The following is a 17,432-nucleotide window of genomic DNA, read 5'->3' as shown; positions in this document are numbered from 1 at the left end:
TCAGTTGCTCCGGTACTTCGGCGCAGGGGGCCCTTCGATGCCGGGCAGCCCCTCCGCCAGCCAGGTGCGGTACGACTTCATCCAGGGGCTGTCCGCACCGCCCCGGCGGTAGCCGTCCAGCACGTGGTTGACCCGGGCCACCAGGTCGTCGGCGCCGAGCTTGGCCGCGACGCCGTAGTACTCGGTGGTGAACGGTTTGTCGCCCTTGAGCTCGACCGCCGGGTCCTGAGCCGCCTGACCGGCCGCCAGCGCGTTGTCCGTGACCACGGCGTCGACCTCGCCGAGCTGCAGCCGCACGAGGCAGTCCAGCTGGTTGGGGACGGTCAGCTGGTCCTCGTCCTGCTCGGTCTCGTCGTGCACGTCCTCGAAGACCGCGCCGAAGGACTTCTCCTTCAGCGCGTCGTTCGCCGTGGATCCCTCCGCCGTGCAGACACGCTTGCCCTTCAGCGACTCGTTGTAGCCGTCGATCCCGGACTCCTTGGGAGCCAGGACCTGCTGACCGGCCTGGAAGTACGCGGTGGAGAAGGCGACCTGGCCGGCGCGCTTGCAGTTGATCGTCATCGTGCGGACGACGACGTCGACCTTCCCGTTCTCCAGAGCGGCGATCCGCTGGTTGGTGGGGATGGCGCGGAAGATCACCGCGTCCCGGTCGCCGAGTATGTCCTCCGCGATGGCGTGCACCAAGTCGATGTCGAAGCCTTCGAGCGTGCGGCTCTCCGGATTCCGGTAGCCCCACTGGAAGCTGTTCTGGTCGACACCGGCGATCAGCTTCCCGCGCTCGCGGATCTTCTGGATGCTCGGGCCGTCGTCGGTCGAGGCCGGCACGCTCGCCTCCGGGTCCTTGCACGTGTCGGCCCTGGCCGGTACGGCCGAGGTGGCCTCCTGGCCCGCGCTCCGGCCGCCGTAGGTCCCGTCACCGTGCGCCAGCGGCAGCAGGGTGAGCGACGCCGTGACCGCGCAGGCCACCGCCATGCCCGTCACACCGCCCCAGCCACGCAGCCCGCTCCGTGCGGCCCAGCCCTTCGCCCTGGTCATCGCTCGTCCCCTCACCGGTACTCCGCGAGCCTGCGGTTGACCCCGACGATCGCGGCGACCGCACCCAGCAGGGCCAGAACGGCGGCCCCGGCGGGCAGCCCGCCCAGTGCCCCGCGTCCGCTCCCGGCGGCCGCGTCGAACTCGCCCTGCTCATGGGCGAGGGCCTGCTCCAGTGCGTCGTCGACCTGCTCGAAGGACTGTCCCGTGGTGCCCTCCGGCCCGATGACCTGCTTCAGCGCGGCCTCGTACTCGCCCCGGTCGTCCGTCGTCCGGGCCTTCCGGTGGCGGTCCTGCCACTGGGACACACCGCTGATGGCGTCCTTCACCGGTCCGCTTCCCGTCTCGTCGTCGCCGGCGAGCTTCTCCGCGGTGCCGAGCTGTGCGCCGAGCGCCTTCATGCCCGTGCTGTAGTCGTTCTCGTACTTGTCCCGCGTGCCGTCCGGGGTGAGGACAGCGCCCCGGGCGACCAGCGTGAGGTTCTCGTTCGCGCGCGCCTTGAGGGAGTTGATCCGGGCCTTGTTGAGGACGTCGAGCGACTCCTGCCCGTTCACCATCGCGCTCCGCAGCTCGGCCCTGGCCACCGTGTGACCCACGGCCAGCCACAGCAGCACCACCGTGGCCGCGGCCGTCGCCGCGAGCAGCCCGCGGTTGAAGACGCGGTGCGTCCTGCGGTAGTTGCGCCGCTGCATCCACACCAGCGCGGCCAGCGCCACGATCCCGGCGGCCAGTGAGAGGAAGGGCCACCGCCGCGCGTCGGCCGAGTCCGTGCCGAGCCGGCCGGTCTCCGCCGCGTACAACCGCTCGGCGGCCGGGAGGAGGTCGTTCGTCATCTTCTGGTTGGCGTACCGGAGGTAGGCGCCGCCGAGCGGGAGCCCCTGCCGGTTGTTGGCCCGGGCCCGCTCGATCAGGCCCGTGTACTCGGGGAGCGACTCGCTCAGCTCGGTGATCTCCCGGTGCGACGCGGTCGAGGCGTCGGTGCTCGCCGCGGCCTTCACCAGCAGCCGGGAGGCCTCCCTGATGTCCCTCTCGTACTGCTCCTGCACATCCTTGGGCTCCTCGGCTCCGGCGAGGAAGCCGCTCGCGGCCATCGTGTCGGCGTCGGCCAGCGAACGGTAGATGCTCGCGGCGTCGGCGCTCAGCGGCTGGCTGCGCTCCACCACGGCGTCGGCGGACGAGGCCCGTCCGGAGATCTCCAGGAAGGTGACCGTCCCGAACACCACGACCAGCAGGGCCAGTACGGCGCCGATGATCTGCAGCCTGCCCGGCTCGGTCGTCGCGGCGGCGCGCAGCCGTCCGGCGGCCTCGGACGCGGGACCACGGCGCTGCGCGGGCACGGTCACGGGCGCGGCCGACCGGTCCGGCCCGGGCTCCCGCAGCGCGGCCCCGCTCGGCGGGTATGTCACTCGACCTCCCCCTCGGTCACTGACGTCGGCCCCGGCCCCCGGCCGATCGGAGGACTGGCGCCCGGCCAGAAGTATGGCCGCAGGGACCGGCATTCACCAGGAATGCCCGGATCCCGCACCGAATCGATCTCCCCCACCATGAACACGTTCGGGGCATCTGATCGGTTCCCGTACGGAAGGGGCGTCTCCCGGCGACGCGCCGGGCAACGCCCCCACCTCTGTGACCAGTGTGTCAGTTGTAGTACGCGCGCAGCTTACGGTGCGCCCCGGCCGGCGCCCCCGTGCGGTCGAGGCCGAGCAGTGCGGCCCCCAGGACCGGAGGTTCCGTGACCACCTGGACCACCGCCTTCGGGGCACGCTCCGACAGCAGCCGGGCGATGCCCTCGTCCAGCCGGGAGTGCCGTGCGGCCAGGACACTGCCGCCCAGCACGACCGGCACCTCCTCGGCCAGCAGCCCGAGCCGGCCGAGGGCCACCGACGCCATGGAGACGACCTCGTCCGCCAGCCGGTCCACCAGGGCGCTCGCCACGGCGTCCCCCGCCGCGCTCGTCGCGAACAGCACCGGAGTCAGCTCGTGCCGGCGCCCGCCGGGGATCAGTCCCCGGTGCAGCGCCTCGATCAGCTCGTACATCGAACCGAGGCCGAAGTGCCCCGGCAGCGTACGCACCAGCTCCGTCGGCTCCCCGCGACCGTCCTCGGCCCGCGCGGCGAACCACAGGGCCTCCTCGGCGAGACCCGAACCGCCGCCCCAGTCACCCGATATCCGGCCGATCGCCGGGAACCGCGCCGTACGGCCGTCCGGGACCATGCCCACACAGTTGATCCCGGCACCGCAGACGACGGCCACCCCGCGGGGTTCGTCCAGCGCCGCCCGCAGGATCGCGAAGGTGTCGTTGCGCACCTCCACCGTGCGGCCCCAGCCCCGGCCGAGCAGGGCCTCGGCCAACTCGGCCTCCTCCACCGGGAGATCGGCGTTGGCCAGGCAGGCCGACACGTGCTCCAGGCTTCCGGCGGCCACCCCGGACGCGGCCAGGACCTGCCTGATCGCCGAGGCCAGGACGTCCACCGCCGCCTCCACGCCGACGACGGGCGGCTGGAAGCCGCCGCCGCGCGCCGTGGACAGGACCGTGCCGTCCTCGCCGATCAGTGCCACATCGGTCTTGCTGTTGCCCGCGTCGATGGCGAGGACCGAAGCGTTCACGCCCACGCCAGGTGCTCCCGGTTGTGCGCGATCAGCCGGTCGGTGAGGGCCTCGGCGTACTCGAACTGGCCGACGAGCGGGTGCGAGAGCAGTGCCTTGAACACCCGGTCCCGGCCGCCCCGGAGCGCCGCGTCCAGCGCCAGGTCCTCGTACGCCGTCACGTTGGCGATCAGCCCGGCGTACAGCGGGTCGAGCGAGGGGACCGCGAGCGGGGAGGCGCCCGTGCCGTCCACCCGGGCCTGGGTCTCGATCACCGCGTCGTCCGGCAGGAACGGCAGCGTGCCGTTGTTGTACGTGTTCACCACCTGCACCGCCGGGCCGCCCCCGCCGAGCAGCGAGGCGGCCAGGTCCACGGCCGCCTCCGAGTAGAAGGCCCCGCCCCGCTTGCCCAGCAGCGCCGGCTTCTCGTCCAGCGCGGGATCGCCGTACATGGCCAGGAGTTCCTTCTCCATCGCGGCGACCTCCGCGGCCCGGGACGGCTTGGTGCCGAGCTCCCGGACGACCTCGTCGTGCGCGTAGAAGTACCGCAGGTAGTACGACGGGACGACACCGAGCCGGTCGACGATCTGCCGGGGCATGCGCAGGTCGCCGGCGATCGCGTCGCCGTGCTCCGCGAGCAGCTTCGGCAGGACGTTCTCGCCGTCCGGGCCGCCGAGCCGCACGCCGAGCTCCCACGACAGGTGGTTGAGCCCGACGTGGTCCAGGTGGATCTCGCCGGGAGCCACGTCGAGGAGCCGCGCGAACTTCCGCTGGAAGCCGATCGCGACGTTGCACAGCCCGACGGTCCTGTGCCCGGCCTGCAGCAGGGCGCGGGTCACGATGCCGACCGGATTGGTGAAGTCGATGATCCAGGCGTCCGGATTGGTGCGCCGGACCCGCTCCGCGATGTCGAGGACGACCGGCACCGTGCGCAGCGCCTTGGCCAGGCCCCCGGCCCCGGTGGTCTCCTGGCCGACGCAGCCGCACTCCAGCGGCCACGTCTCGTCCTGGTTGCGTGCGGCCTGCCCGCCGACGCGCAGCTGGAGGAGCACCGCGTCGGCGCCCTCCACCCCGGCGTCCACGTCGGAGGTGGTGGTGATCCGCCCCGGATGGCCCTGCTTGGCGAAGATCCGGCGTGCCAGGCCGCCGACGAGCTCCAGCCGGTCGGCCGCCGGGTCGACGAGCACCAGCTCCTCGACGGGCAGGGTGTCCCGCAACCGCGCGAAACCGTCGATCAGTTCAGGTGTGTAGGTGGACCCGCCACCCACTACTGCGAGCTTCATGTCAGCCCTTAACTCCAGTCAGTGTGACGCCTTCTACGAAGGCCTTCTGTGCGAAGAAGAAAACGATGATGACCGGCGCCATGACGAGCAGGGTCGCGGCCATCGTCAGGTTCCAGTTGACCGCGTGGGCGCTCTTGAAGGACTCCAGGCCGTAGCTCAGTGTCCAGGCACCGGGGTTCTGCGCGGCGTAGATCTGCGGTCCGAAGTAGTCGTTCCAGCAGTAGAAGAACTGGAAGAGCGCCACGGCCGCGATCCCCGGCTTGGCCATCGGAACGACGATCTTGAGCAGGGTGCGGAACTCACCGCACCCGTCCACCTTGGCCGACTCGATGTACTCCTGCGGAATGGTCAGCAGGAACTGCCGCAGCAGGAAGATCGAGTAGGCGTCCCCGAACGCCATGGGGATGATCAGCGGCCACAGCGAGCCCGAGAGGTGGAACTGCTGGGACCACACCAGGTACATCGGGATGATGATGACCTGCGGCGGCAGCATCATCGTGGAGATGACGAGGATCATCGCGGTGCGCCGGCCGCGGAAGCGGAACTTGGCCAGGGCGTAGGCGACCGGCACCGAGGAGCACACCGTGAACACCGTGCCGGCCAGCGCGTACATCAGGGAGTTGCGCCACCAGTCGAGGAATCCCGGGGTGTGGAAGACGGTCGAGTAGTTCGACCAGTGCCAGGAGTCGGGCCACAGGTCCCCGCTCATCGCCTGGCTGTCGCTCATCACCGAGGTGAGGAGGACGAAGACGAACGGCAGGACGAAGAACAGGGCGAGCGCCACGGCCACGGAGTGGACGGCGATCCAGTTCAGGACGCGCTTCCGCCGGTGCGCTGCCGCGTCCGCGCCGCGTGGCCGGCTCGTCACGGGAGCTTCCGGCCTGGTCAGGGTGGTGCTGGTCATCTCAGTCCTCCGCCGGAATGAGGCCGACGCTCTTGCGCATCAGCAGAAGGGTGACGCCCATGGCGATCGCGAAGAGCACGAGGGAGAGCACGCACGCGGCACCGGTGTTGAAGTTCTGGAAGCCCATCGAGTAGACGAGCTGCGGCACCGTCAGGGTGGAGTGGTCCGGGTAACCGGGCTGGATCACCGTGCCGGGACCGATGGAGACGCCCGAGGCGAGCTTTCCCGCGACGAGGGCCTGTGTGTAGTACTGCATGGTCTGCACGACGCCGGTGACGACGGCGAACAGCACGATCGGGGTGATGGCGGGCCAGGTCACGTAGCGGAACTTCGTCCACGCACCGGCTCCGTCGAGATCGGCGGCCTCGTACTGCTCCTTCGGCACGTCCAGGAGCGAGGCCATGAAGATGACCATCAGGTCGCCGATGCCCCACAGGGAGAGCAGGACCAGTGAGGGCTTCGACCAGTTCGGGTCGTTGAACCAGCTCGGGCCGTGCAGTCCGACCCACGAGAGCACCTCGTTGACCGGTCCCGTGGACGGGTTGAGCAGGAAGACGAAGGCGACGGTGGCAGCGACCGGCGGGGCCAGGTACGGGATGTAGAAGGCCGTACGGAACAGCCCCACACCCGTCTTGATCTTGGTGATCAGCAGGCCGATGCCGAGACCGAACACCACGCGCAGCGCCACCATGACGACGACCAGCCAGAGCGTGTTCCACAGGGCCGGGCCGAACAGCGGCATCTGCTCGAACACGTACCTCCAGTTCCGCAGCCCCACGAAGGTGGGTGCCTTGATCTGGTTGTAGTGCATGAACGAGAAGTAGACGGTCGCGATCAGCGGATAGCCGAAGAAGACCGAGAAGCCGACCAGCCAGGGCGAGAGGAACCCCAGGGTGCGCAGTCGCTCGCGGTTCCGCTTGCGCCGCAGGGGGGTGTTGCGGGGGGCCGGTTCGGTCCCCCGCACGGCGGACTTCGCCGAGGTGGGAAGGGAAAGTGCCATGACCCGGCTCCTCAGTTCTCCGACTGGACGTTGTCGGCGTCGATCTGGTCGTCGAGGTCCTGCAGGGCCCTGTGCAGGTCCTTCGTCCTGCCGGCCTCGACGGACTGCGAGAAGTCCCCGAACGAGTTGATGTACTGCCCGCCGTTGTTCGAGGGGGGAACGGCCTGGCTGTGCGGGTTCTGAGCGATCGAGATGAAGGTCCGGAAGGCCGGATCGGCGTCCAGGTCGGGCGACTTGAGCGCCTCGAACGTGGAGGGCACGTTGTGGATCGCGTTGGCGAAGTGGACGACCGGCTCGGTGTCGATCGTCAGGTACTTCACCAGCTCCCACGCCGCGTTCTGGTGTTGGCTGCTGTGCGCGATACCGGCCACGGTGCCTGTCAGGTAGCCGCGTCCGTAGGTGTCCGCCTGGTCGTCGGGGACAGGCAGCGGGGCCACACCCCAGTCGAAGTCCGCCTTTGCCTCGTCGAGCATCAGCCCGCGCCACTCGCCGTCCAGGTGCATGGCGAGCTTGCCGGTGAGGAAGGCGTTCTGGGACGACATCTCGTCACCGAAACCGGCGCGGAGCCTTTCCATGGCGCCGTAGCCGCCCTGCGCGTCGGTGAGGCCGCGCATGGTGGAGAAGAACTCCTCGGTCTTCGGCTCGTCGGCGAGCTTCGCCTTGCCCTCGTCGTCGAAGTACCGCGGCCCCCACTGCGCGAACATCCGGTCGGGGGCGTTCTGGTAGAGCTGGAAGTTCGGCATGAAGCCGGCGCGTTCGAGCGAGCCGTCCTTCTTCTTCCGCGTCAGCTTGACCGCGTCGGCCTTCATCTCGGACATGGTGTGCGGGGGCCGGCTGATCCCGGCCTCCTCGAAGGCGTCCTTGTTGTAGTACATGCCGAACGCGTCGGCGAGCAGCGGCGTCGCGCACTGGACGCCCTCGTACCGGGTGTAGTCCAGCAGGGTCTTCGGGAAGACCTTCGTCTTGTCGATCCCGCTCTTCTTCAGGAAGGGGTCGAGATCCACCCACATGCCGGAGGAGCAGTACTGCCCGACGTTGTTGGTCGTGAAGGACGTGACGACGTCGGGTGCGTCGTCACCGCCGGCCCGCAGCGCCTGGTTGATGGTCTCGTCGCTCACGTTGCCCGTGGAGACGACGTCGATGTTGGGGTGGAGCTTCTCGAAGCGGGCGATGTTCTCCTTGATCGCCTTGGCCTCGCTCGGCGCCGACCAGCCGTGCCAGAACTTCAGCGTGACGGGCTTCGTGGGGTCGTCGGTGTTACTGCCGGTGCTCGGGTTCGCGCAGCCGGCCAGCAGCAGTGCGGCCGCGCCGAGCGCCACGGGCACACGGGTACGAATGTGCCATCGCGCCATGTCGGACTTCCTTAGCGGGGAGAGGGGAGGGGAGGTGGAGCACGCGGACGGGGATCAGGGAGCGGCAGGCATGGAGGTGCCGTACGGGCGACCGGACCGGGGTGCCGTCGCAGCGGTGACGGGTGGTTCAGACGGTGTCGAAGGTGCTGTCGCGGGCTTGGGCGAGGGCGGTGCGCAGGGCGCCGGTCAGGATCGGGTCTCCTTGGATGTCGCTGACCCTGAGCAGTGGCCGCGGCAGCGCCAGACCGGTCAGCTCGGCCTCGACCCGGGTACGGAGTTCCTCTCCGCCTGCCTGGGCCACGCGGCCGGAGAGGACGACCAGTTCGGGATCGACCACGGCGACCACGGCGGCGAGACCGGTCGCCAGCCGGCGGGCGACCTCGTCGCGGACGGCCTCGTCGGCGAGCGCTTCCGCCAGGGGCCTGCCCCCGGCCAGGGCGCGTATGGCGGGGCGGGAGACCAGGCTCTGGAAGCCGCCCCCGGCGTCCGGGCCCGCCCAGTCCCTCTCGCCGCCGCGGGCGAGCGGGGCGCCCGGCAGCGGCATGTAGCCGATCTCCCCCGCGCCGCCGGTGGCGCCGCGCAGGAGGGTGCCGCCCAGCACGATCGCCGCGCCGACACCCTCGTCGAGCCAGGCGAGGACGAAGTGGTCGTGGTCCTGCGCGGCCCCCTCGTACTGCTCGGCGACGGCGGCGAGGTTCACGTCGTTCTCGATGACGACCGGCCTGCCGACGACCTCGGCGAGGTCGTCGCGGAGGGTGCGCGAGTGCCAGCCGGGCAGATGGGGTGCGTAGCGCAGCTGTCCGGTGTGCGGGTCGAGCGCGCCCGGGGTCCCGATCACCACGGCGTCGAGGTCGTCGTGGCCGAGGCCGGTGCCGCGCAGGGCACCGTCCACCGCCTCGGCGACGAGCTGCGCGGTGCGGTGGCGCACGTCCTCCGCGACGGCCTCGGCCTCCACGCGGCAGGAGCCGATCACGGTGCCGGTGATGTCGGCGACGACGGCGTCGATGCCGGTGTGCCCGACGGAGAGCGCGGCGACATGGCCGGCGGCCGGATCGATCTCGTAGAGCACCGCCCTGGGGCCCGGACGGCCGCTCTGGCTGCCGGTCGAACGGACCAGGCCGGCCTCCTCCAGCCGCGCGAGCAGCTGGGAGGCGGTGGGCTTGGAGAGTCCGGTCAGCTCGCCGATACGGGTGCGGGTGAGGGGCCCCTGGGTGACCAGGAGATCGAGCGCCGCCCGGTCGTTCATGGCGCGCAGGACACGCGGGGTGCCCGGTGTGGTTCCGGCCATGAGCGGCGCACCTGCTCTCTGTTAGGAAACTTTCCTATTCGTGAGAGGAAGGTAGGACCCGCGTCCCCGGATCGTCAATGGGTTCCGGCGACACGGCTGCCGAAGCGTTACCCGGGCCGTGCGTCCCGGGAAACTGAAGGGGCGCCCCCGAGACACACGAAAGGGCGCCCCCCCAGGACGCACGAAGGGGCGCCCCGCCGTCTCGCGGGGCGCCCCTTCCGGTGGGTCCTGGGTCCTACTTCGTCAGGTTCGGCGGTGCTATCGGGGTCGCCGCCAGCGACTGCGGGGACGTCGTCGACGCGTACGCCGAGGGGGCCGCCATGGCCGCCGTGGGATCGGCCGTGGACTCGCCGTCCGCATGGAGGGGCAGGGCGCCGATCATCCGGATGCCCGCCGCGTCCAGCGCCTGCTTGATCCGCCAGCGCAGCTCCCGCTCGACGCCCAGCGACTTGCCCGGCATGGTCTTCGCCGTGACCCGTACGGTCATCGAGTCGAGCAGCACCGCGTCCAGGCCGAGGATCTCCACCGGGCCCCACAGCCGCTCCGACCAGGGCTCTTCCTTGGTCATGGTCTCGCCCGCCTCGGCGATCGCCTTGCGGACCAGGTCCAGGTCCTCCGTCGGGCGGACCGTGACGTCGACCCCGGCCGTGGACCAGCCCTGGCTGAGGTTGCCGATCCGCTTCACCTCGCCGTTGCGGACGTACCAGATCTCGCCGTTGTCGCCGCGCAGTTTGGTGACCCGCAGGCCCACCTCGATGACCTCACCGGAGGCGACACCCGCGTCGACCGTGTCCCCGACGCCGTACTGGTCCTCGAGGATCATGAAGACGCCGGAGAGGAAGTCGGTGACGAGGTTGCGCGCGCCGAAGCCCAGCGCCACACCGGCGACGCCCGCGGAGGCCAGCAGGGGGGCCAGATTGATCTGGAAGGCACCCAGGATCATCAGGGCCGCCGTGCCGAGGATCAGGAACGACGTGACCGAGCGGAGTACGGAACCGATGGCCTCGGAGCGCTGGCGGCGGCGCTCCGCGTTGACCAGCAGGCCGCCGAGGGCGGTGCCCTCCACCGCCTGCGCACTGCGGTTCATCCGGTCGATGAGGTTGGTGAGGGCGCGCCGGATCAGGTAGCGCAGCACGATCGCGATGGCCGCGATGAGGATGATGCGCAGACCGGTGTTCAGCCAGGTGGACCAGTTCTCCTCGACCCAGCCTGCGGCGTTCCCGGCCCGCTCGGCGGCTTCGTCCAGCGAGCCCGCGGCCCCGGGTGAAGGAGCCGCGGCCAGGAGGGCGGACAGGGACACGGCAGGGACCTCCAGGTGGGGCGACAGCAGACCAACCACAGTAACGAAGCCGGGGGAGTGGTTCGTTGCCGTCGACGGGGGAGATACACATCTCACCCGGGGATGTACGGAGTGTGACCGATCCCACAGCGGGGCCGGCCGCCCTGTCGGAGCGCCGGTTCCGGTGTGTCCGGGACGGCGTGCGGCGGACGGGTGAGAAAAATCCCTCCGGCCCGTTACCCGCACGTGGTGGCGCTCGGACCAGGCATGAGGAGAGACTGAGATCGGATCGTCCCGGCGCGAGCCACGCGTCGCCGGCGTACAAGGAGGCATCCACGTGCCGCACGTCCTGGTTCTCAACGCTTCGTACGAGCCGCTCGGCGTCGTACCTCTCCGCCGCGCGCTCGTCCTCGTCCTCGAGAACAAGGCCATCTGCCTCGAGGAGTCCGGCGCCTTCATGCACAGTGCCACCCGCGCCGTGCCCGCGCCGAGCGTCGTCCGCCTCAAGCGGTTCGTGCGCGTCCCCTACCGGGGGCCCGTCCCCCTCACCCGCCGGGCGCTCTTCGCCCGGGACGGTGGCCGATGCATGTACTGCGGCGCCGCCGCGACCAGCGTCGACCACGTCATCCCGCGCAGCCGCGGCGGGCAGCACGCCTGGGACAACGTCGTGGCGGCCTGCCGCCGCTGCAACCACGTCAAGGCGGACCGCCATCTGCCCGAGCTGGGCTGGCGGCTCCGCCATCAGCCGGCGCCGCCCAGCGGTCTGGCCTGGCGGATCATCGGTACCGGCCACCGGGACCCGCGCTGGCTGCCCTATCTGCAGCCGTTCGGCGCGGACGACGTGATGGCCCGGATCGACGGCGTTTCCGCCTGAGGAACGGGCCTTCGGCGTATCGGGGCCCTCAGGGGGCGTCCGGGTCCTCACCGGCGACGGCGTAGGCCTCGACCGACCACAGTGAGTAGCCGTACCGGGTCGCCCGGCCGTCGCCCTGGATCCTGATGAAGCGGGTGTCCTCCGCGTCCATACGGACCGACTCGCGCCCGCCCCCGCCCTCCCGCACGGTCGCCGCCGTACGCCAGGTACGGCCGTCCGGGGAGACCTGCACGCGGTAGCGGGAGGCGTAGGCGTCCTGCCAGCGCAGGACGACCTGGCCCAGCCGCACCGGTGCGGGCAGCTCGGCCTGCCACCAGGAGTTGTCATCGAGGGGCGAGGACCAGCGGGTCCCGGGGTCACCGTCCGAAGCCGCCGAAGCCGGGAAGTCCGGGGTCTCGTCACCGGACGAGGACGCCTCGGCCGTACGCACCAGATCGGGGCCCGCCGTGCGCGGGTAGGCGCGCACGGTCAGCGTGCTCTCCTCGCCCCCGAAGCTCAGCGGCACCTCGTACTCACCGGCCGGGGTGTCGGCCGGCACGGTGATGTCCACGGGTACGTCGGTGCGCGAGCCGCGCGTCACGGTCGACTGCTTCGGCACCTTGACCTCGATGCCCTCGGGCGCCTTCGCCTTCAGCTCGCCCTTCACCTCGCCGGGGCGCCCCCCGGCCAGCCGCGCCTCGACCCGCTGGGCGCCGCCACCGATCACGGCGTCCGTCCTGTCGCGGACGAGGGCGAGCCGGGCGGCCGGCTCGTCGCCGAACCACGGGACCAGCGCCCGCACCTGCGGGGCGTCCGAGGGCGCGGGAGCGGCCCCCGTGACACCCGGGGCCGGAGGGCCCACGAAGGCGGGGCGGCCGGACGGAGCGGTGACCCGGAGCGCGTCCGCCCGCAGACCGCGCACCGCTGTCTGTGTCCAGCCGGCCTCCGACAGGGAGCCGAGTCCGCGCCAGCCCTCGCCCGGCACATGGGCCTCCAGGACGGCGTCCGCGGCGCCGTCACCCGGCCGGGTCAGCGTGGTCACGGCCTCGACCGGGCGGGCCCGGTCGAGGCGGAGGGTGTAGCCGTGCGCGTCCCTGCTCGCGGTGCCCGCGTCGCGGTCGGTCCCGTTCCAGGCGCCGGCCTCCTTGAGGACGCGGTCCAGGAACGGGTCCAGGACGCCCTTGCCGACGGTGGCGGTGCTCGCCCCGATCTCCTCGCGCAAAGGCTCCAGCGCCAGCTGGGCCCGCCAGGCGGCCGCGCCGTCGCCGCGTTCCTGGGCCCGCAGCAGATCGACGGCGAGCTCACCCGCCCGGCCGTACCTGGCGAGCTGCCGGGTCCACGGCCGTACCTCGTCCCGGAGCCGGCCGCTCGCGGGCCCTTCCAGCCGCTCCGGTGCCTGCCGCATCACCCCGAACGCCGCGCGCAGCTCGCGTGCCGCCTTGTCGCGCCCCGCCGCGGACGGACGCGACGTCCAGAACGCCTCCAGCAGCGGCCTCAGGTACGCGGACTCGTCACCGCCCAACACCGACGTGGCGCTGTTGCCCGCCAGCGCTCCCAGGGCCGCCCGGGCGGCGGTGTCCCCGCCCGCCAGGTCGTCCAGGGCGGCCTGCCAGGACTCCTGAGGCTGGTACTGCTTCGGGTTCCAGGCGAAGTCCGCAGCCGTGAACAACGGGATGCGGGACGCCGACGGCTGCTCCATCGCGTTGGCCAGCAGCGCCGCCGATCCGCCGGCCACCGCGGGGTCACGGCCCGTGTAGGGGCCGAGGAAGATCCGGTCCTGCGCGTAGTCGTTGACCGGGTAGTTGTCCATGGTGACCAGGGGGTGGCGGAAGGCCGCCCGGGCGCCCGCCAGCTCCCGGCCGGTGATCGTCCTCGGCACGACCCCGACCCCGGTCCAGGCCACCTGTACCCGGTGGTCCAGCTCCGCCGCGAGCGCCGTGCGGTAGTCGGTGGCGCCGTCCTGGTAGTACTCGGTCGGCATGACCGAGAGCGGTTCGGCGTCCGGGTGCCGGTCCGCGAGGTGCCGGGCGACCGCGCTCGCGACCCGGGCCTGCGCCCCGGCCGCGGCCTCGGGCCCGCTGCCGAACGTCTCCGCGTCCAGGTCGCAGTGCCATTCGCTGTAGCTGACGTTCTGGAACTGCAGCTGGAAGGCCCGTACCCCCAGTGCCCACATGCCGTCGATCTTCCGGGTCAGCGCCCGCACGTCCGCGTCCGAGGCCATGCACATCGCCTGCCCGGGGGAGACGGCCCAGCCGAGCGTCACGTGCTCGGCACGTGCCTTTTCGGCCAGTGCGCGGAAGTCGGCGCGTTCCCCGGCGGGGTAGGGCTCACGCCAGCGGGACTGGCGGTACGGGTCGTCGCCGGCCGCGTAGAGGTAGCGGTTCTGCTTCGTGCGCCCCATGAAGCCGAGCTGGGCGAGCCGCTCCTCGTGGCTCCACGGTTCGCCGTAGAACCCCTCGGTCGTGCCGCGCACGGCGGTACCCGGCCAGTCACGGACCACGACTCCGGCGACGGTGCCTTCCCGCACGAGCTCCCGCAGGGTCTGCACCCCGTGGAACAGGCCGTCCTCACCGACACCGTCCAGCGCGACCGTGGGCCGGCCCTCGGCCCTGCCCACGGCGAGGCGGTAGCCCCCGGACGGCAGGTCGGCCCGCTCGGGCGCGTGCATGACCCGCAGGGCCCGCCCCGCGTCCGTGCCGCCGAGCCGGATCACCGGGCCCCTGCCCGGCAGGGAACCGTGCACCGTCCGGACGCCGGACTCGCGCAGGAGCGCCCTGAGCGCGTCCACGGCGTACGGATCGGCCTGCGCGTCGGCGAGGAGGGTGACCTCGGACCCCAGGGGCACCGGCTGCCCGGACGCCTTCATGGACTGCGGACGCGGCCAGACGGAGGGCAGCCGCGCCTCGTCGGCGCGGTCCGGACTGGTCGCGGCCGGGCCCGCGGGACCGACGGGGGCCGCCGCGGCGGCCGGCCCGAACGGGCCGAGCAGCCCGCCGATCACGGCGACGGCGACGGCTGTCGCATGCCTCCTGCGCCCGAGCTGCACGCCCTGCTCCTTCACCCTGACCTCGCCCCGGCAGTGACGTCCGAGCCCACCACCCGGGCGCGGGGGTGTCAATGTGCGTGGCTGTTTTGACTGATATGCCTGGTGTATTGCCTGGCGTGGCGCGTGGGTTTCCGGGGAAGTGTCGTCGGGTGGCCTAAAAGTGCTTATACCTGGCATGTCGGGGAACTGGATGTGACCCACGGCACGTTGGGCTCGTTGTCATAACGCCTGTGTCACGTCGATGCCTGCTCACGCGCCTGCTGGGTAGGCCTGCTGTGTCCTGTTGTCCACGGCCAGGAGGCCCACGTGCCCGCTTCCGCGCAGCTTCTGCTCTCCGCCCTCTCCAAACAGGTACCGAGCCTCACGGGTCCCGACCCGCTGTCGGGCGCGAAGTCCCCGACCCTCACCGCCCCTCCGATGATCAGTGAGCTCCCGCTCGCCGACGTCTCCCACCTGATCGGTGAACCCGTGTTCGCCGACAGCGCTCCGCTCACCAGTGAGCCCCCGCTCACCAGCGAGCCCCCGCTCGCCGACGCCACACCTCTCACGAGCGAGCCACCGCTCGCCGCCGTCGCCCCTCTGACCAGCGAGCCGACAGCACCCGGCACCGCAGGGGGCATGGAGTCCCCAGGAGTCTGAATGGGCTTGTCCCGGCTCGCCGCACTGCACGGCGTCGCCACCTCCTTCTCCCCGTCCGCGGACGTCACGGTGTCCGTCCCCGACGACACGGTCACGGCCGTGCTCGCCGCGCTGGGCGTCGACGCCGCCACCCCCGCGGATGTACGGAGATCTCTCGCCGCAGCCGAATCGGCGGCGGCCTCCCGACTGATCCCGCCGACGGTGGTGGCCTGGTCGGGGGAGCCGCTGCCGGCCGCGCTCACCGCGCTCCCGCCCGGCGCGGTCCTGACGGTCGACCCCGAACCGGTGGCCGACGTCGCCTCCGCGCCCCTGCGCATGCGTGTGCTCCCCGCGCCGGCCCCGACGGAGAACACGCCGGTCACGCCCTCCTGGTGGACCGAACCGCCCCTGGGAGTCCACCGGCTGACCGTCCGTACCCCGGACCGCCACTACGCGACCGCCACACTCGTCGTCGCTCCGGACCGCGTACCCCGGCCGCCCGCCCGCACGCACGGATTCCTCGTCCAGCTCTACTCGATGCTCTCCGCCCGCTCCTGGGGCATGGGCGACCTCGCGGACCTGGCCGACCTCGCCGCCTGGGCGGGCAGGACGCTGGGGAGCGGATTCGTCCAGGTGAACCCGCTGCACGCCGCCGTACCGGGCAGGCCGACCGACCCCTCCCCGTACCGCCCCTCCTCGCGCCGCTTCCCCGACCCCGTGCACCTGCACATCGAGTCGATCCCGGAGCACGGCCATGTCCCCGAGGCCGGCAGAGCGGCCCTGGACGACCTGCGCCAGGAAGCCGCGGCGCTGCGCGAGGCCGTGCTGAACAAGGGCGCGCTGATCGACCGCGACGCCGTCTGGGAGCTCAAGAGGCAGGCGCTGGAGCTCATCCACCAGGTCCCCCTGACGCCCGGCCGCCGCGCCGCGTACTGCGACTTCCTCGCGGGACAGGGGCAGGCGCTGGAGGACCACGCCCTGTGGTGCGCCCTGGCCGAGGTGCACGGCCCCCGGTGGCGCAGCTGGCCCGATGGGCTGCGTGACCCCCGCTCCCCGCAGAGCGCCCGGGCCCGCACCGAGCTGCTGGACCGGGTCGACTTCCACTGCCGGCTCGCCTGGCTGACGGACACCCAGCTCGCCACCGCGCAGAGCGCCGCGCGTGAGTCCGGCATGGCCGTCGGCATCGTCCACGACCTCGCCGTCGGGGTCCATCCCGACGGCGCGGACACCTGGGCCCAGCAGGACGCCTTCGCGCAGGGGATGTCCGTCGGGGCGCCCCCCGACGCCTTCAACGCCCACGGCCAGGACTGGGGGCTGCCCCCCTGGCGCCCCGACGCGCTGGCGGCGTCCGGTTACGCCCCCTACCGCGCCCTGCTGCGCGGCCTCCTGGCCCACGCCGGAGCCCTGCGCATCGACCACGTCATGGGCCTCTTCAGGCTCTGGTGGGTGCCCGAGGGGCGCCCGCCCACCGACGGCACGTACGTCGGTCAGGACGCCGAGGCGATGCTCGCGGTGCTCGTCCTGGAAGCGCACCGGGCCGGGGCCGTCGTCATAGGGGAGGACCTCGGGACCGTCGAGCCCGGTGTGCGCGAGGCGCTCGCCCGGCGCGGGGTGCTCGGCACCTCCGTGCTCTGGTTCGAGCGCGACTGGGCCGGTGACGGGCGCATGCTCGCCCCCGAGAAGTGGCGCGAGGGCTGTGTGGCCACGGCGACCACCCACGACCTGCCGTCCACCGCCGCCCGGCTGACGGGTGAGCACGTGACGCTCCGCCACCGGCTCGGGCTGCTCGGCCGGGACCTGGAGCAGGAGCTGGCCGAGGACGCGGCCGACACCGCCGAGTGGCTCGCCTACCTGGCCCGGCTCCGTCTGCTGCCCGAGGGGGACGGGGACGAGGAGGCGGCAGTCCGCGCCGTCCACCGCTTCCTGCTGCGCACCCCCGCCCGGATGACCGGGGTCTGGCTCCCCGACACCGTGGGCGACCGCCGCCCGCAGAACCTCCCCGGGACCTGGGACCAGTACCCCAACTGGCGCCTGCCCATCGCCGATGCGGAGGGCCACCCCGTCACGCTGGAGGAGATCACCGCGTCACCCCGGCTGCACAGGCTGATGGCCGTCATGCCCGACGGCCGGGAGTCCCGTACGGCACCCCCGGGCGCGCGCCCCTCGTAGGCGTTCGCTACGTTTGCACCGT

At 72.0% G+C, this 17,432-nt stretch carries 13 protein-coding genes; 3 read left to right on the top strand and 10 right to left on the bottom strand.

Features of this window, described 5'->3' with window-relative positions:
- From ACFUNE_RS01460 to ACFUNE_RS01420, 9 genes are all read right to left on the bottom strand, one after another.
- Entirely contained in the window at window positions 1-1,035 is a 1,035-nt protein-coding gene (locus tag ACFUNE_RS01460) for a glutamate ABC transporter substrate-binding protein (protein WP_383560997.1), read from the bottom strand.
- 11 nt (window positions 1,036-1,046) lie between these two features.
- Window positions 1,047-2,438, bottom strand: a complete 1,392-nt coding sequence (locus ACFUNE_RS01455; RefSeq protein WP_383560995.1) for a hypothetical protein — start codon at window positions 2,436-2,438, stop codon at window positions 1,047-1,049.
- 232 nt (window positions 2,439-2,670) lie between these two features.
- Window positions 2,671-3,645, bottom strand: coding sequence for an N-acetylglucosamine kinase (locus ACFUNE_RS01450; RefSeq protein ID WP_383560993.1), 975 nt, complete (start codon window positions 3,643-3,645; stop codon window positions 2,671-2,673).
- A complete protein-coding gene (locus ACFUNE_RS01445) occupies window positions 3,636-4,901 on the bottom strand; it encodes a 6-phospho-beta-glucosidase (RefSeq protein WP_383560991.1) in 1,266 nt (421 codons plus the stop codon). Before ACFUNE_RS01445 ends, ACFUNE_RS01450 begins: the two co-directional genes overlap by 10 nt.
- A 1-nt stretch (window position 4,902) precedes the next feature.
- Window positions 4,903-5,805, bottom strand: coding sequence for a carbohydrate ABC transporter permease (locus tag ACFUNE_RS01440; RefSeq protein ID WP_383560989.1), 903 nt, complete (start codon window positions 5,803-5,805; stop codon window positions 4,903-4,905).
- A 1-nt stretch (window position 5,806) separates the two neighbouring features.
- A complete protein-coding gene (locus ACFUNE_RS01435; RefSeq protein WP_383560987.1) occupies window positions 5,807-6,805 on the bottom strand; it encodes a carbohydrate ABC transporter permease in 999 nt (332 codons plus the stop codon).
- Window positions 6,806-6,816: 11 nt separating this feature from the next.
- The gene (locus ACFUNE_RS01430) at window positions 6,817-8,157 is read right to left on the bottom strand and encodes an ABC transporter substrate-binding protein (RefSeq protein WP_383560985.1); all 1,341 of its coding nucleotides are present in this window, start codon (window positions 8,155-8,157) and stop codon (window positions 6,817-6,819) included.
- A gap of 127 nt (window positions 8,158-8,284) precedes the next feature.
- Window positions 8,285-9,445, bottom strand: coding sequence for an ROK family transcriptional regulator (locus ACFUNE_RS01425; protein ID WP_383560983.1), 1,161 nt, complete (start codon window positions 9,443-9,445; stop codon window positions 8,285-8,287).
- Window positions 9,446-9,680: 235 nt separating this feature from the next.
- Window positions 9,681-10,745, bottom strand: a complete 1,065-nt coding sequence (locus ACFUNE_RS01420; RefSeq protein ID WP_383560981.1) for a mechanosensitive ion channel family protein — start codon at window positions 10,743-10,745, stop codon at window positions 9,681-9,683.
- A 316-nt stretch (window positions 10,746-11,061) separates the two neighbouring features.
- Here ACFUNE_RS01420 and ACFUNE_RS01415 point away from each other — a divergent pair, with 316 nt between their 5' ends.
- On the top strand, window positions 11,062-11,598 hold the full coding sequence (locus ACFUNE_RS01415; RefSeq protein ID WP_104785722.1) for an HNH endonuclease: 537 nt from the start codon (window positions 11,062-11,064) through the stop codon (window positions 11,596-11,598).
- Between the two features lie 28 nt (window positions 11,599-11,626).
- On the opposite strand, the gene ACFUNE_RS01410 is transcribed toward ACFUNE_RS01415, so the two are convergent.
- Window positions 11,627-14,623 carry a beta-N-acetylglucosaminidase domain-containing protein gene (locus tag ACFUNE_RS01410; protein ID WP_383560978.1) on the bottom strand — a complete coding sequence of 999 codons (2,997 nt, stop codon included), beginning with the start codon at window positions 14,621-14,623 and terminating at the stop codon, window positions 11,627-11,629.
- Between the two features lie 306 nt (window positions 14,624-14,929).
- Here ACFUNE_RS01410 and ACFUNE_RS01405 point away from each other — a divergent pair, with 306 nt between their 5' ends.
- Entirely contained in the window at window positions 14,930-15,262 is a 333-nt protein-coding gene (locus ACFUNE_RS01405; RefSeq protein ID WP_383560976.1) for a hypothetical protein, read from the top strand.
- Window positions 15,263-17,410, top strand: a complete 2,148-nt coding sequence (malQ, locus tag ACFUNE_RS01400) for a 4-alpha-glucanotransferase (protein ID WP_383560974.1) — start codon at window positions 15,263-15,265, stop codon at window positions 17,408-17,410.
- The last annotated feature ends 22 nt before the right edge of the window (window positions 17,411-17,432 follow it).

Source organism: Streptomyces sp. NPDC057287, from assembly GCF_042667905.1.
Lineage (GTDB): Bacteria > Actinomycetota > Actinomycetes > Streptomycetales > Streptomycetaceae > Streptomyces.
This window is presented reverse-complemented; position numbering and strand designations above follow the sequence as displayed.

Coding starts and splice junctions, on each gene's coding strand:
- ACFUNE_RS01460 (WP_383560997.1), bottom strand. CDS start 1,035: ATGACCAGGGCGAAGGGCTGGGCCGCACGGAGCGGGCTGCGTGGCTGG.
- ACFUNE_RS01445 (WP_383560991.1), bottom strand. CDS start 4,901: ATGAAGCTCGCAGTAGTGGGTGGCGGGTCCACCTACACACCTGAACTG.
- ACFUNE_RS01440 (WP_383560989.1), bottom strand. CDS start 5,805: ATGACCAGCACCACCCTGACCAGGCCGGAAGCTCCCGTGACGAGCCGG.
- ACFUNE_RS01435 (WP_383560987.1), bottom strand. CDS start 6,805: ATGGCACTTTCCCTTCCCACCTCGGCGAAGTCCGCCGTGCGGGGGACC.
- ACFUNE_RS01430 (WP_383560985.1), bottom strand. CDS start 8,157: ATGGCGCGATGGCACATTCGTACCCGTGTGCCCGTGGCGCTCGGCGCG.
- ACFUNE_RS01425 (WP_383560983.1), bottom strand. CDS start 9,445: ATGGCCGGAACCACACCGGGCACCCCGCGTGTCCTGCGCGCCATGAAC.
- malQ (WP_383560974.1), top strand. CDS start 15,263: ATGGGCTTGTCCCGGCTCGCCGCACTGCACGGCGTCGCCACCTCCTTC.